The organism is Bacteriovorax sp. BSW11_IV (assembly GCF_000447755.1).
GTDB lineage: Bacteria > Bdellovibrionota > Bacteriovoracia > Bacteriovoracales > Bacteriovoracaceae > BSW11-IV.
The window spans coordinates 17,873-32,893 of sequence record NZ_AUNE01000052.1; the positions used below are offsets into that span (position 1 = coordinate 17,873).

General features: G+C 34.1%; 19 protein-coding genes and 1 pseudogene. 14 read left to right on the top strand and 6 right to left on the bottom strand.

Annotation, left to right across the window (positions count from 1 at the left end; genetic code table 11):
- Positions 1-690: 690 nt before the first annotated feature.
- From M899_RS18810 to M899_RS14820, 5 genes and pseudogenes are all read right to left on the bottom strand, one after another.
- A pseudogene (locus M899_RS18810) lies at positions 691-1,506 on the bottom strand (recombinase family protein); the annotation flags it as partial.
- Between the two features lie 14 nt (positions 1,507-1,520).
- Positions 1,521-1,919: a hypothetical protein gene (locus M899_RS14805; RefSeq protein WP_034729756.1), complete on the bottom strand. Its 399-nt coding sequence runs from the start codon at positions 1,917-1,919 to the stop codon at positions 1,521-1,523.
- A 3-nt stretch (positions 1,920-1,922) separates the two neighbouring features.
- Positions 1,923-3,416 carry a hypothetical protein gene (locus M899_RS14810; RefSeq protein WP_021272403.1) on the bottom strand — a complete coding sequence of 498 codons (1,494 nt, stop codon included), beginning with the start codon at positions 3,414-3,416 and terminating at the stop codon, positions 1,923-1,925.
- 59 nt (positions 3,417-3,475) lie between these two features.
- Complete coding sequence (locus M899_RS14815) at positions 3,476-3,850, bottom strand: hypothetical protein (protein WP_021272312.1); 375 nt, start codon at positions 3,848-3,850, stop codon at positions 3,476-3,478.
- A gap of 116 nt (positions 3,851-3,966) precedes the next feature.
- Positions 3,967-5,412, bottom strand: a complete 1,446-nt coding sequence (locus M899_RS14820; protein ID WP_021272335.1) for a hypothetical protein — start codon at positions 5,410-5,412, stop codon at positions 3,967-3,969.
- Between the two features lie 260 nt (positions 5,413-5,672).
- Here M899_RS14820 and M899_RS14825 point away from each other — a divergent pair, with 260 nt between their 5' ends.
- The 14 genes from M899_RS14825 (at position 5,673) to M899_RS14885 (ending at position 14,384) form a co-directional block, all read left to right on the top strand.
- The gene (locus tag M899_RS14825) at positions 5,673-6,944 is read left to right on the top strand and encodes a hypothetical protein (protein ID WP_021272420.1); all 1,272 of its coding nucleotides are present in this window, start codon (positions 5,673-5,675) and stop codon (positions 6,942-6,944) included.
- 180 nt (positions 6,945-7,124) lie between these two features.
- The gene (locus M899_RS14830) at positions 7,125-7,457 is read left to right on the top strand and encodes a single-stranded DNA-binding protein (protein WP_021272434.1); all 333 of its coding nucleotides are present in this window, start codon (positions 7,125-7,127) and stop codon (positions 7,455-7,457) included.
- Between the two features lie 44 nt (positions 7,458-7,501).
- Positions 7,502-7,684 (top strand): hypothetical protein, encoded by a 183-nt coding sequence (locus M899_RS18460; protein ID WP_155897233.1) that lies wholly within the window; start codon positions 7,502-7,504, stop codon positions 7,682-7,684.
- 54 nt (positions 7,685-7,738) lie between these two features.
- Entirely contained in the window at positions 7,739-8,182 is a 444-nt protein-coding gene (locus M899_RS14835) for a hypothetical protein (RefSeq protein ID WP_021272439.1), read from the top strand.
- Positions 8,183-8,210: 28 nt separating this feature from the next.
- Positions 8,211-8,819 carry a recombinase family protein gene (locus tag M899_RS14840; protein ID WP_021272342.1) on the top strand — a complete coding sequence of 203 codons (609 nt, stop codon included), beginning with the start codon at positions 8,211-8,213 and terminating at the stop codon, positions 8,817-8,819.
- Between the two features lie 197 nt (positions 8,820-9,016).
- Positions 9,017-9,373 carry a hypothetical protein gene (locus M899_RS14845; protein WP_021272393.1) on the top strand — a complete coding sequence of 119 codons (357 nt, stop codon included), beginning with the start codon at positions 9,017-9,019 and terminating at the stop codon, positions 9,371-9,373.
- Positions 9,374-9,452: 79 nt separating this feature from the next.
- The gene (locus M899_RS14850; RefSeq protein WP_021272306.1) at positions 9,453-9,755 is read left to right on the top strand and encodes a helix-turn-helix domain-containing protein; all 303 of its coding nucleotides are present in this window, start codon (positions 9,453-9,455) and stop codon (positions 9,753-9,755) included.
- Complete coding sequence (locus tag M899_RS14855; protein ID WP_034729763.1) at positions 9,755-10,210, top strand: hypothetical protein; 456 nt, start codon at positions 9,755-9,757, stop codon at positions 10,208-10,210. The genes M899_RS14850 and M899_RS14855 overlap by 1 nt, the downstream gene beginning before the upstream one ends.
- 17 nt (positions 10,211-10,227) lie before the next feature.
- Positions 10,228-10,818 carry a hypothetical protein gene (locus M899_RS14860; protein WP_021272302.1) on the top strand — a complete coding sequence of 197 codons (591 nt, stop codon included), beginning with the start codon at positions 10,228-10,230 and terminating at the stop codon, positions 10,816-10,818.
- A gap of 65 nt (positions 10,819-10,883) precedes the next feature.
- Positions 10,884-11,771 (top strand): hypothetical protein, encoded by an 888-nt coding sequence (locus M899_RS14865; RefSeq protein ID WP_155897234.1) that lies wholly within the window; start codon positions 10,884-10,886, stop codon positions 11,769-11,771.
- On the top strand, positions 11,710-12,264 hold the full coding sequence (locus M899_RS14870) for a hypothetical protein (RefSeq protein ID WP_155897235.1): 555 nt from the start codon (positions 11,710-11,712) through the stop codon (positions 12,262-12,264). Before M899_RS14865 ends, M899_RS14870 begins: the two co-directional genes overlap by 62 nt.
- Positions 12,265-12,279: 15 nt before the next feature.
- Positions 12,280-12,564, top strand: coding sequence for a hypothetical protein (locus M899_RS14875; RefSeq protein WP_021272459.1), 285 nt, complete (start codon positions 12,280-12,282; stop codon positions 12,562-12,564).
- Positions 12,565-12,801: 237 nt separating this feature from the next.
- Positions 12,802-13,248, top strand: coding sequence for a hypothetical protein (locus M899_RS14880; protein ID WP_034729768.1), 447 nt, complete (start codon positions 12,802-12,804; stop codon positions 13,246-13,248).
- A gap of 8 nt (positions 13,249-13,256) precedes the next feature.
- Positions 13,257-14,384: a DNA cytosine methyltransferase gene (locus M899_RS14885; RefSeq protein ID WP_021272354.1), complete on the top strand. Its 1,128-nt coding sequence runs from the start codon at positions 13,257-13,259 to the stop codon at positions 14,382-14,384.
- Position 14,385: 1 nt separating this feature from the next.
- Here the strand turns inward: M899_RS14885 and M899_RS14890 are convergent, their stop codons facing one another.
- On the bottom strand, positions 14,386-14,988 hold the full coding sequence (locus M899_RS14890; protein WP_034729770.1) for a group I intron-associated PD-(D/E)XK endonuclease: 603 nt from the start codon (positions 14,986-14,988) through the stop codon (positions 14,386-14,388).
- Positions 14,989-15,021 lie beyond the last annotated feature (33 nt).

Sequence of the window (15,021 nt, forward strand, 5' to 3'; positions counted from 1 at the left end):
TTCGTAGCCGACGTTTACATCACTAATGTTTTTAGCACATGAGTCTAAAGTCTGGTTCGAGAGTACAAGTTTTAAGAATTTTAGTCTTTCAGTGTCTGTTCCGGTATTCCACAATGATTCCGCATTCTTAGCCAGTTCGAGAATACGATCACTAGTTTCATAAAACTTAGTTGTAATTAACACCTGTCCTTCTTCTAAAAGGTCTTCATATTTACGCTTCTTCTCTCTTATAGAAGTTATTTGTCTTTGATAGGTTGATTCATCTATCACACCGCCAGAAAGATGCTCATAGGCTTTATCCTCTTGTATCTCTGCTTGTTTAACCATTGTTCTGTAGCCCTCCATGTTTCTTTTGTGAGCATCAATAGTCTTGTCATGTGCTTTTTTAAGGGCTTGAGATACAGCTTTGGCTAATTCCTCAGTTATTGAAATCTCAGATATAGGCTTAGTGAACATATCTAAAATTCTTTTTTGGGTAACATTTTTTTGTTTAACTCTATCTCTTTTGTGAACCCCTTTTCCGTCAGAGCAATGGTAGTAATGATAAATCTTTTTTTCACCAGTTGTTTTAAGAGTTTTAACTTTAGGATCATATATGATGCTACATTCACACTCAGGGTGAGAGCATTTTAAAAAGCCACTTAATAGACCTGATGGTTTTCTTGTATAGTCAGAGGCTTTAATTGAATTAACTGCCTTAAAGTGTTCTGGTGGAATAATAAGTTCATGCTTACCTTTATACTCAATACCATGCCAGTCAAAGTACCCACCATAAAACTTATTCTTTAGTATGCCCTCAATTCCTGATTTACTGATCGTTTTACCGGTAGGAATAAGGCACTCGTCTCGTAAAACTCTAAGTATGTTACTGTAGGACATATTTAGTGTAGCTCTTAATTCATAAATTCTTTGAACCATTGAAACCATTGTAATATCAGGATCAGGAAAAATGGCAATTTCATCGCGGTTTTTTGTCTTTTTGTATTTGGATCCAATGTTTTGATATCCATAAGGTGCTCTTTGAGGCATCCAGCCTTGACTAGCTTTTTCAGTCATACCTTTTTCAGATTCACGTTTAAGATTATTTGAGTGATACTTTGAAACTGCAGTTTGAATGTCATCAGTGAAAATATCCGCAGCGCTGCAATTGCTATCAAATATCCTTTTATCCTTATAGTAATGTACATTAACCTTTCCAGTCATAACTAGAAGGTTTATTTTTTCTTTACTGGTAAAATTACGACTCAAGCGATCTGGTTTTTCAACAACTAAGTTAATTATGTATTTATTACTTAGTGCAAGCTTAGTAAGTAGATCTAATACTTCTTCAAATTTCTTTCTTCTTGAAGACTTAGATGCAGTTTCAATAAAACTAAAAAGTTTATAAACTTCGAAGTTATTCTTTTTACAGTATGCAAGGCCATGCTTCTTTTGAGCATCCAAGCTGTATCCATCCTTTTGTGATAGATCAGATATTCTACATAATACAATTGCTATTTCTTTCATGATATTTCCTTATTCTAATGTTTAGTTTGAGAGTGATTATTACTTTCAGTGTTTACTTCAAGTTGAAAAAGCATAAGGACAGCTTTTTTTATTCTAGTAAAATCACTCTGAGTTAAATTTAGAGATGTTGATTTGTTATAATCTTCGATAATAGAGCTGTCATCGCTCTTTAAAAAAATCTCATAATTGAGAAAAGACCCTTTATGAGTAGGCTCCTGAATCGAAGCTAGTTGTTTCTCCATAGACGCTTTAGTCTTTTTCTTTGCACGAAGTCTTTTAACACAAGAGGAACATTGCTTATTCTTATAAACTTTACCGTTAGCACGTGATTTTATGTGAAAGTGTTCAAGGAGCTGTGGAGTCCCTTGAAATTCACAATCTGGTATAGGACATATCTTAACTTGTGAGGTCATTTCTTAAGCGTCATTAACGTCATTGTCGTCATTATTAATAATAAATAACTTACAAAAGCGAACATTAGCATTTCTACCACGTCGTACACCAATACCAGATATCTCTAACATTGGTGCGAGCCTACTAATTGTATTTGATAACGCTGCAGGTGTAGTTGGTACTTCATTAATCCTTTTTAAATTTTCAGGTAAGTAAGCATCTAATTGAACGAGTAAATCTGTCATCGTTCCTTCCCACAAATGTTCTGGAGCATTAAGTAGGAAATTCTTGATTGATATCGCTACAGGATCAAGCTCTAATGTCTTTTTATTCGATTCGATAATGTTTTTATTGTAGGCCATCATGAAGTCTTCCTGGGTTATTCCTAGAGCTTCACTTACAGCACACCCAAATACTGCAAAGTCTGCCATTCTAGGTTTGTCAGTTAGTTTTATTGAATCTATGTTTTTTAAAGCAATAGAAAGACAATCAAAAGCGCCACTTAGTATTTTGGGGAGATCTTCCTGAAAGGCATTAGTTAGTTCAAGGTCAGTCTTCCTTTCATTAGGTGGAATAACTGGTAACTCAATAAAGATTGCACGACTCATCAAATCGCCCCTGTTGGCAAAGTCAGTAATTCCATTAAGTATCATCGGGTTGGCTGTGTTAAAAACTGTTTGCTCTGAGTCTGTGTGAAGTCGCCTTAGCTCTAATCCTGCTCCTGTAGAGATTCTGCATAGCAAATCTGAAACATGTGCATTGATACCTGAAATATTATCATACCCAAGTAAATGTCTACTTGAAGCACTGATGAAGACATCTTGCTCTTTCCTTGGTTTAGAGTTTAGTGGAGCAAGACATGGATCAACTACTTCAATTAAGTTTTTAGAGGATGAACTTTTCGCTGTGCCTTGTTGTCCGATAAAAAGTAAAACGACATAAGGCTTTCTATAACATGTTGAGAGTAACCAAGTGGCGATTAAATACCATTGTTCATTTGAGCTATAATTGATGTATTTTTTTAATAGATTTAAATCTCCAGTTCCTTGAGGACTTGGATTTACATTAGAGAGCATATTTCTTGTTTTATGAAATTTAACATCAGAGTTTTGCTCTATAATCCACCCTGTACTGGATATTTTAACAATCTCAGCACTAGAGTTTGCTAAATTATAGTAGATATTTTCCCCGTCATAATGAGTTCTAAGATGAACAGGTAACTGAATGCCTGATATATAAGCTTTTGCACAAAGATAATCCTTGACCATCCTATAAGAGTCATCTCTTAATAATTTATTTAAATCATTGAATGAAATTGATTGAAGTGTTCTTTTTAAATCTGGAGAGTCAATATGATATGTTTTAGTAAAGCCATTTTCTAGCCAGTCAACGAATACCTCATTGTTTGAACTTACAAATGGCACAATAAGATCTTCAATTAAATTAATTACTTTTAAATACAATGGCCTATCTGTTTGTTCATTGTTATTGGTATTTTCAATATTTGCAGTGTCCATAATTATCCTTTTTTTCATTAAATAGGCGAGCTTAGCCCGCCATGAATTTTAAATACTATTTAGATATCTAATAGTGAGATAGCTTCTTCTGTAGTAGCATCTAAATAAAGGTTCTTAACAACTTCTGTTGATAGAAAATCATCATGCTCGACTTCTAAAGAAAAAGTGCGTCCAGAGTTTTTGAATGTTGATAGATCACCTTTTTGAGCTTTAATTAGAAACTCTTTACTTAGGTTGCTCTCTGGTGCAATCTCTTTGATTACTTTTTGAAGTCTTTTTTTATCAATCTCGCTATTAATTCTAAAGTAGGCAGGAATTAGTTTGTTTGTGTCACTTTCTTTAATTCTAATTGAAAGACTTACTGATGTACCTTGGTTTGAAACTCTAATTTCATGCAATGTACCAGTTGTTTTACGTGATTGTGATTTTGACATAATTTTCTCCTGTCATAGTTAATTCTCTAACTTGTTTTAGAGATCTAACTAGTTACGATAGGAGAAAAGGTTTTTCAGAATTTTAGTTGTGGAGCCTGTTGACCTCCACGAGGTCTTTAACTATTTGATAAGTCGTAGAGATCAACTTTTTTGACCAATGAGATATCTTTCTTTAGAGAAGCTATTAGTTGATTTTGTAGTGTTATTAAAAGGTTTTCATTTCCCTTGAGTCGTTCAAATGATGATATAACGATATTGTTGAGATGTTGGTATCGGTGTGAATCGTTAAAATAATCTTCAAATAAATCATATAAATCTTGAGGGTAAAATGAGAAATGAGATGCGTTTACTTCAAAAATTACCATTGATAGAAGTTCTGCTTTTGCTTCTCGATCGAGAGGATATCTTAAGTTTTTTTCATATAAATTTGTAAGTTCTGTAGTTAGGTCTTGTATCGTTTGTGGTGAAATTGTGCTTATTTCTAATATGACAGGAGCAATAATGTTGAATATTGTTTTTAATGCACATTGATGAGATGCGCTTGATGATGAGTAATTGAAGTAGAATGAAACTTGCACTTTATCAAATAGTGATTTGCTAATTATATTTGTCATCTTATTAAGCGCTTGGTCTATTGTTGATTTCCAAACTGAAACTCTTTCATCACTTGGTTCTTGTTGTCTATTTTTATGAAGATGTTCTAAGATTTTATTTCTGATAAAAGAAGATAGTTTATGCTGAAGCTCATGAAATTTTGATTCATTTTTAAGCTCTAAGAATAGTCTTGTTCTTTTGTTATCGTTCCATATTCCATCAATAATGCCACTTAATTCGAAGAAAGATGTATAAGAGTCAATGGAAAATGTACTAGTTTCTGTTATGTTGAGCCAAAGATCAATGTAGTTTTTCGTTCTAGTTTTTAGAATATTTAGATAAAAAGGAGAAACGCACACACCCTGAATGATTGAGTTTGTTGAAATAACTTGATCATCGTGCATCTCTTGAATAAAGCTTTCAATTAGTTCTCTCTCTTGCTTGTTAATATTAAGTAGTTCTAATAATCCCTCATGATCCTCAAATTGATCTGAAACGACTGGGCTTTGGCTAGCTTGTCCAATAAGATTAATTTTACTTATATAGTTATACTTTGAGTCTAGATCGAAATGTTTGATAAGCTGAAATTGATTTGAGAGGCGTAAATTTAAAACTTCTATTAGTTTATTTAAGGGGACTTTCTTTAATAAAGATATTGCGTACAAGAGATACAGGGCATCAAGATAGCCTGGAAAGGGAACCTTTGTGTTTTTTAAGAAGTCTGCTTGAGAAATACGAAACTTTTTGTTGTCCATGAAGTTTGCAAACCAGTCGGGTTTACTTTCAAGCTCACGATCTTTTAATTCTATATGTCTAACAATAGTCTGAATTTCATTTTTGTAATGTCTTGATGTTAACAATTGCTTAAGTAGAAGACAGAACTCACCTGCCGGATTTGTTTCTCGCTGATTATCGACTCTGCGTAAAGCATTTTTTAGATTAGTTCTCAGTTCTTTAACTGTCTTCATTATAACCTCTGTGAGTTGTAAAGATCATTTTATTTTTACCAAATAGGAAAAAAATAGGCAAGAGAGCAAGAGGCAAGACGTTAATGACGATTGTGACGACAGATACTAATCATTTTATGAGAGATGAAAAATTTCAAAAATAAATTTCAGATTTCGAAAAATCCGACTCTTCGCACCTAGATTGGTGTCATTTGAAAACATACCCAGGAAGTCTTCTTTGTTTCGAGGTACCGGGGTCGTTTATCTAAAAGGAGGATTTTATGACTTCATCTATTAAACCAGTAAAAGAAATTCAAATTAACTTAAGCGAGGAGGAAACTATGCTTAGTAATGAACTAGAAGAGATTTTATGTGAGTTTTTTTATGTTTTACCGGAAGAAGGAACACAAGATTTCCTTGATGAGAGGTTTATTTATGACCTTGCAGATGAAAAAGAGATTGAAAGAAGGATTAAGCAAGATCAGGATTGGCTTTCACAGGGTGAACCTGAAGTAGAGGAATTGGCAAAGTTAGAGGAGTTAGCAACAAGCTACTTTGAATCACCGACTAAGGTTTCTTACCCGAAGGAAGAGGTTCAAGAGTATGTAACTGGTTATGTACAATTTTTATCTGGAGTTGAGTTTACTAAAAATGGAGATGCTGTTGAAAAGTGGAAAGCAATTGGAAGTAAGGTTCAAGTAGGTACGAGCAAGATTTTAGACCCAGAGGGCTTAACCGTTTATCTGAAATTAAAAGGAATCGAACTATGTAAAACAACACGCATTGTTTTTTATGGGTTGCCTTTAAGTGAAATTGTTGGCTCTAGAATCTACAGAAAAGGAGAGCGTAAAAAGTTAACTCCTTTATCCAGTGATTATCAGAATATCTTACTTGCTATACCGGATTATGAAGCTTGTTCAGGAATGGAGAAGAGTATTTATGACTCAATTGATAGCTTAATCAAAGAAGAGGTTTTGTATGGAACTGACTTGATGATAGATAGAGTAGCTCTGGGCCACTGGGAGATGACTAAGGCAAGATTAGAAGAGCTAAAAGCTGAAGAAGAAGAGAATCGTAACATTCATAAAATCCAGAGAATAGAAAAGAAAGTAACTCAGACAAAAAATGAATTTGATGAAAAGTTTAAAGAGGCAAGAGGGTTCATTGATAAACTTAATAAGAAGGAAGCGTCTTTTAATGACATTGAGAAGGAAAGTATTGAGTTGATTAAACAGGTTCTTTGGTTAGCAGAGAAGAAGGGGGAAAGAATTGAGGATAAGATTACATACTTCAAGTTGAAATCTCTTTACAGGAAATTAAAGTCAGATGAGCTTTTGAGTAATGGTGGAGTTAATGCATTAAAGTTCATTCAAAATGTTAATGATGGTGATCTCGTTGAAGTTCATTTACTTAGCTTAGATGAATTACAACAAATTATGGATGTATTATGGAGTGGATGTCTTAGAATTAATCCAATGTATAAACAGACTTACTTCTCATTAAAAGAGAGATATCAGCACTTAAAAAGGGTTGAGGAATTAAAGGCTGCATAAGCTCCGCTACCGCTCCGCATTTCGCTAACGCTCAATGAATTCTCAGGCTATCGCCATTCGAATATAACAGCACAGCTGTGTCAAACAATCGCCATAAGGCGAATCATAAAACATTAATTTATGAATAATTGGCTTCGCCATTTAGGGCAAAGCTATATCAACAAACGTATGGAGGTATGTATGTTTAGTAATACTATTTTAGTTGGACGATTAGGAAGTGATCCTGAATTGAAAAGAACTCAAAAGGGTGACTTTATTTGTAGTTTCTCTGTGGCCACGAATGGGAAATGGTTGAGCAATAATGGTCAAGAAGAGGAGAAGGTTACATGGCATAAAGTTGTTTGTTGGAATAAGCTAGCTGAACTTTGTTCTAGTTATCTGGCAAAAGGAAGACTAGTTCTTGTTGATTGTGAGATTGTTAAAAACTCATGGGAAGACAAGGATGGTAATAAACATGAGTCATGTGAGGTTAGAGCAAAAAGAGTTCTATTTTTAGATTCTAAAGATAAATAACTGAGGTCTATTCTTTAGCATAGGAGGTGTTATGGGAATAAAGAGTGAAGCAAAGTAATGAGCTATGTATGGAACTGTTGATCTATAGAGCAGTTCCATATCTTACTGTTCAAGTTGTACGTAGATATCCACTTGTTGGAATTGGATTAATTGTTACTGGAGCAATTATTGAAATTAATCGAATTAGGAAGAAGAAAAATAGCTTGTTAGTGAGATTCATACAGTAATTAGAATAGATTTCAGTTTCCCCTAGTTCCGACTAGGGGTTTTATGGAGAGATTATGAACGAAGAATTTCTAGAGAAATTGAATGAGATTGCTTTTCAGAAAAGTGAACCGTTCTGTTATGGATGCTATGTCATTTGTCCTTCCGGTAGATGTAGTAAATGTGGCAGTGATGACTTAATGAGACATCTAGATGGTGTCGGTGTTGAATGGGGAACGGACTGGATAATTAAAGAGCTTCTTTTAGATATAGATGAAGTTGATCAAGAAGAAAGTTTTGATGAATATTTAGAGTCAGCTTATGAACAAGAATGTTCTGTAGCCTGGTTAAAGGTAGAGACATTGAGGATATTAAAAGAGCTTTGTGAATGTGATTACAGGATTGCACTTAATGATTGGATATCCTCTGAGGAAGAAGATGGTGAGATTGTAAGTTTTAATAATGGTGTAACTTATTACAAAGTTTCAGCAGTGAAAGAATATATTAAAGAAAACAGTTAGCCCCCCGCGAAGCGGGAAGGAGTTAATGATGGAAAAGATAATTGCAATTTACTGTAGGACCTCGACTAGTTTACAGGAAAACGGTTTACAGTCGCAGAGAAGGGCTCTGATTGAATACTGTAAAAGTCGAGGACATAAGAACTATGTTGTTTATGAAGACTTTGGAATATCTGGTGCAATAAAATCACGCCCAGCCTTGAATGAAATGATGGATAGAGTTGATAAGGGAGAAGTGGATATTGTTATAGTTTATAGTTTTTCAAGATTTGCTAGATCAATGAAGCATCTTCTTGAGGCGCTAGATGTATTTAAGGAAAAAGGAACTGAGTTTATCAGTATAAGTGAGAATATTGATACAACATCAGCAGTAGGGAGTTTGATATTTCGAATACTGGCAAGCTTAAGTGAGTTCGAGCGGCAGTTAATATCTGAAAGAGTAAAAAATGGAATGATTAATGCAAAAGCTAAAGGGAAGCAAATTGGAAGGAGGAAAGAGAGACCAACAGATTCAATTCTGGAGTTGCGAAGAAAAGGGTTCACTTATAAGCAGATAAGTAAGTTATTAAATGTCTCTGAGGGAACAGTATGCAATGCTGTTAGGGATGGATTACTCAAGAATAAAAATAAAAAACCTTAGTGAGTAAAAGCTTTAACTCATTAAGGAAATGGTAATTGAGTACCAAATTCGATGCTACACCAGGAATAAAAAGAACATTTTAAAAATAATAACAGAAAGGTAAGTACTTTAAACTTAGAGAGAAAATAGACTTTATCATCTAGATTGTACAGTAATTCACGAAACGTGGATATTTTAGGTACAAAAAGGAGAAAAAAATGAAAAATAATTTTACCGATATTACGTATTATTCAATTGGAGCTTTAGGAGTAGGTGCTGTGATACTTGGAGGAACTGTCGCCAATGGCATATTTGTTGGTGGGATGAGTACTCTAGGAGTCGCTCTTTTATTAATTAAGCTAAAGGATAGCAACCCAAGAATATTCTACTGGATTTTAAAACATAATATTATGTCTGACCTAATTTTATCAGTTCTTCTTGTTATGCTTATGGGGACAAGTACAGTTACAGCAATAATAAGTGGAGCATCAGCAGCATTATTTTGTTCTGCTGGATTAACATATCTAAGTAAGCTTTTTGTTAAGAATTCAGAATCTAGTCAAATAGTGTCATGATTAGAGAAATAAGTGTCCAGATATGGGATAAATCTAATTAAATCTTGAACAGTTAGTAAAATATTCTTTGAGGTTCATTATGGAGTTTAAAGAAAGACTAGCATTTCTTATTGAAGAAAAAGGGACAAATATGTCTGCCGTTTCAAAGGCGACTGGTATCCCTCGCTCTTCACTTCATAATTATCTACTCGGTACCGAAGTCGGATTGAGTAAATTAATCATACTTGCAGACTTTTTTAGTTGTAGTTTGGACTTCTTGGTATTTGGAGCTTCTGAAGGAACTCTGGATGATGAATTAGAAGTTGTTCAAGCTGAAATTAAATCTCAAGGACTATATGAAATTGTTTTAAGGAAGAAAAAGATTAAAAAGGAGTCGGAGTAATGAGTATTAAAAATGGAGTCGGAAGGAAGGGGTACATATTATCTATATTCCCTGGTTTGCTAATAACTTTAGCATTGAGTGCTGTTACGTTCTACATGCATGCTAAAGATGTCATGGAGATAATTCACCGCGATCGACTAGAAGATATCATAAATTGGTTGTTGTATTTTGGGCCGAGAGATGGTCACCCATTGGCAACTCATTTCTGGGGAATAATAGGTATCACCGTTGCTGTATTTTTTATACTTTTCATCGGTATGTCTTACTTAAGAATGAAGGATATGGCAGGAGAATCATTCCAGATAAAGAACTTTGGATTAATTATATTTGCCTTGGTCGTAAATTTCTTTTTTAGTAAGAAATTATTTATTGTTTTATTCCTGGTAATTATAGCTGTTCTATCAATCGTTGCAAAAAAGAAAGGCTTATCTCAAACAGCAAAGCAAGAATCATAAAAATATTGGAGGACAGTATGAAATTATTGATTAGTATGATGATCTTAGGTGTATTTACATCTTGTGCAAGTAGACCATTTAAAGCGGAAAGCGAAGAGAACGATAAAATGATGTCTCACCTAAGCCAAGGCGTGAAGTATTCTAATGGAGAGTTTCCGGACAGGTTCAATGATAATGGAATTCGCGATGGTTACGTATGGGGAGTTGGTAAATCAATCTATCCTATTGAAAAAGGAGTGCAGGTTGCTGAAGAGGCTGCGAAGTCCAATGCAAAGTTTGACTTAATTAATATGGCACCAACAATGATGGAGAGCCTAGTTAAAAAAATTATTTCAAGTGAGAGTGGAGAGTTTCAAGATTTCTCAAAGGAAGATATTTCAATCACTAAAATTAAAAACTTAACAGGAATTCAAGTCTCTGCAAAAGATACAATGTGTAAAACGAGAACAGAACCAGTAACTGGACCAGAGAAATATAAGATTTCTAGAGAGTGCAGAAGTGTAGCGAAAGTACGACTAAGTGACATGCGAGCAGCATTTGATTTTACACTTTCAGATAGATTATTAGCGAAGGTTGATAAGAAGAAAATACTTAGATCTATGGAATAAGAACAAAAGGTGCACTCATGAGATTACTTATGTTGTTTTACATATTTGTTATTTCAGGGTGCTCTATGCTTAAACCATGGAAGCAACCGGAGCTACCACTTGTTCCTGGAAATAATACGTCATTAATAAATATTATAGAGAAAGGATTATCGGAAAAGAAGCTTGAAAAGATAGCTGAAAGTAAAGACATAAATAAAGATGTTGGTGGTGGTTGTGTGAGTTCTGATACTGGTTTTAACTTTGTAGGACTTAATCATTATGAAGTAGGTTATTATAGGCATTTAATATTTGGTTCAGAGAATACTAGTATGATGCAAGTGAATAAAAGAGTTTCTAATTCAAAAGTTCAAAGCACAAAAAATAATATTAATCAGATTAATATGGAGATAAAGAGTGTTCCTTGTTTTATGAAACGAGACGGAAAGTATGTTTTTGTTAGAACAGAGTTATACCTTAACGAAAAAATATCCACGATACACGATAAGGTTTTGAGCAAAGATGCAGGAAAATATTTTGTGTTCTCTGGATTTAGATATAGATATTTACCAAAAAATCACTATATGTACCGATATGGGGATAGGAAAAAAGATGCGAGCCTTATTCCTGTTGAGGAGTATATGGAGGAGGCTGCTCATATGGTAGAAGTTGGTCAGATTAATAAAGATAAAAGTTATTCATGCATTAACTCTGATAAAACAGTGAATTATTTGGATATTGTTGAGGACTATACTGATTATTTTGATTATTTCTTCATTCCATCTGGTGAGATTATAACTTCTCAAATTAGGGAGCAAATCATAAGCGAGAAGTATAATTCATATTATTATGAGTCTACACAAGTGCGTAGAGAAGGGATTAGACATGTTTGTTATAAGTGCTTACAAGAAGATCATGAAAAAGGTGTATGCATTATTAAAAGAAGAGTTGTTTCAGTGTACCATCCTAATTTCTAATCTTATATTTCTTTCTTCATGCAGCAACTATAAAACATATGAGGTTCCACCATATAACATACCTACATCTAACGAAGAGCTAGATATGTGCAGTATCGGAACTGGATACCGTATAAAAGAAAAAAGAACATTTATTGCAGATGAGTTGAGAAGGCCAACTCAAAAAGAATTTGAAGAAGGCTTGGAGTTTCTTATAGCGACCAATCAGATAAATAAGGATCCACTGCTATCATGTTTTGACTCATTGTTTAGTATCAACATTACTGGCTGTATTTTCGATTATGAGTCTGTATATTTGAAATATTTAATAGAAAATAGATTCGTGAAGCACCTAACAGCAGATGAAGTAAATGATATGTTAGTTGCAAACCTAACAAAGCCTATTAATGCGTATAGCAGAATCCGTGATAATGAAAAAATTGTAGGGCGTTCATGTTGGAAAGTAATAAATGGAGCAAGGCATATATTTAATTCTTACCTAATTCGAAAGTAAAAAAGGAGGTAGGTTATGGATGTTACTTTGATGAGGCTTGCTCTGTGCATAGATAAAGAGATATCCAGTATTGATCTTGAAAAAGAGACGATTAGTGAAGTTTGTGTGGAATCAGCTCTAATGTTATTTGATAAACTTAATAAGAGGGATGAGAAGTTGGTTAAGCTTGCCAATAAACTTCATTTGAGGTGTAGTGAGGCGAAGAGGGTTTTTAATCGAAATCCTACGGAAATCACTGAACATAATTACAATTCTTTAATCCTAATAGGTTTAACATTAGAGATGACATTTTTGCTTTAATAAAATGTGTGTATTTACTGGTGTTGAAGTATTTGAAGAATAAAAGGGAAACAATATTTTTTATCATGATGAGCGGCGTTAAGGTGGCAGCTGTTTCTAGAAAGTGTTTTTTTAATGCGTCACGTTGCTGTTGTAGGGCTTAAAGTAGTGGTATTTTCGGTATTACAGCTTCGTAATTATTTAGTTAATTACTAGATGCAGCATGACATTCCTTACCTGGTATCATACTATTTTGGTATGGGACAACAATTATCAAAAGTAAATTTAGCAAACTGCTTAGAGAGCTTAGATGCTCTATATGACTACCTTAATTCATGGAGTGAAATAAAAAACTCATTCAGAATTGATGGGGTTGAAAATATTAGCCCAGCAAACCCATCTCAATGGATATTTTTCAAAATTGAAAATTTTGAAAAAGTGTCTTTTGACGGCGTTGAGAAGTCTGGGGTTTCATGCGATGGTACAAGCTGGAATGGCACCTACTATCTTTCAGGGGGAACTCGTTCTAAATCATTGTTAGAATTTTTAAATTTATATGAAAAGTATGATGGTAACCCAAATAAGATTTTTAATCTGGCTTACACTAGTGGAAAAGAGGGTTTTCCAAACAAGAGAAGAATTGAGTTAAATGATTACAAGGAACCTGGTTGGAATTGTCTAAAATATAGAGCAAATAACTATTAAGGGGATGCATGGAAACTGCTATAAATAAAATTTTAAAATCGAAGAAGTCAAAAGAATTAACTCTAAGGTATGGAGAGTTTTTTAGTGGACCAGGTGGGCTAGGTTTAGGAGCATCTAAGGCATCTCTAGAGGTTGATGGGATTAAAGTGTCATTTGCTCATGAGTGGGTTAATGATATCGATTTAGACTCATGCCATACATATTATAAAAATGTAATGAAAGATCATGGAAAAACTTTTCATGGTGACATTAGGGAGTTCGACTTTAATAAATTGACTCCGGTAGATGCATTTGCTTATGGCTTTCCATGCAATGACTTCAGCATCGTTGGAGAACATAAGGGTTTTAATGGTGAATATGGACCACTTTATACTTATGGCATTAAAGTATTGAATAAATTTAATCCAGTGTTTTTTTTAGCGGAAAATGTTGGAGGTCTTGCTAGTGCAAACCAAGGAAAAGCTTTTAAAGCAATCTTGTCTGATTTATCTCAGGCTGGTAAGCACGGTTACGACATTGTACCTCACTTATACAAGTTTGAAGAGTATGGTGTTCCTCAAGCTAGGCATAGAATAATTATGATTGGCATTAGGAGGGACTTAGGTGTTAGGTTTAAGGTGCCTAGACCAACGCATAATTCAACAAACTTTGTTACTTCGTTGGACGCAATAAATAAGCCTCGAATAAAGAAAGATGCCCATAATAATGAATTAACAAAACAATCAGCTCAAGTTATAGAGCGACTTAAGTATATAAAACCAGGGAAAAATGTTTGGGACTGCGAAGATGATATGCCTGAACATTTAAGGATCAATAGTAAGAAAACACGATTAAGCCAAATATATAAAAGGTTAGACCCGAATAAGCCATCTTATACAATTACTGGTAGTGGCGGAGGTGGTACTCATGGCTATCACTGGGATGAAGATAGGGCTTTAACTAATAGGGAAAGAGCTAGGCTACAAACTTTTCCAGATGATTTTGTTTTTGAGGGCAGTAAAGAGAGTGTTAGGAAACAAATAGGTATGGCTGTTTCTCCTAAAATGGCAGAGATTCTATTTAACTCTGTTTTAAAGTGTCTTGCAGGAGTTGAATATCCATCAATAAATGCTAGGTGGGAAGATTGGGATCAATAAGCTATTCTAGTTGTTTAGAGTAGTAGGAGTGTAGGAGGTGTATCCTCTTTTTGTTTTCCCCTGCTTTGAATTTGATTCCATCAAGTTTTTTCTTGTAGTTGATTTTGATATTTTTACTTTTTAGTAAATTTCTCATTTGGACTTGAGTTGGAGCCAGTTTGTTAGGGATCTTACACCTAAAGATTTTCCATTTGTCTTTAAATGGTTCCAGCAGGTTTAATGAGATATTATCTCTTTTTACGGCTTGAATAAAACTTGAGGGAACAACATAGGTTGAATTCGTATTAAATGAATAAACAATAACAACATCACAATCCTTTCTGGTTATGAGTTGAGGTTTAACCTTATCTTTTTGAATTTGTTGACCACTCCTTGTACCAGTTGTTACATTGACAGAGGATGTTGAAGTTGTTTTTACAGAGCATCTAAATAGGGTGCCATCGTGATCAAGAATTAGATCATATTTAGAGTCTCGCCAGGCTTGTATGTATATCATGTAGCCAGCATACATTGCTAATCCACTAATAATGGACTCACCAGCATAGCCTTTTAGGCTTCTGAAGCTTCCGTCTGGAAGCTTTGTAAGGTTTTGAAATTTCTTCACTGTTACTCAACTTTTTTTTTTGTTTACCGATTA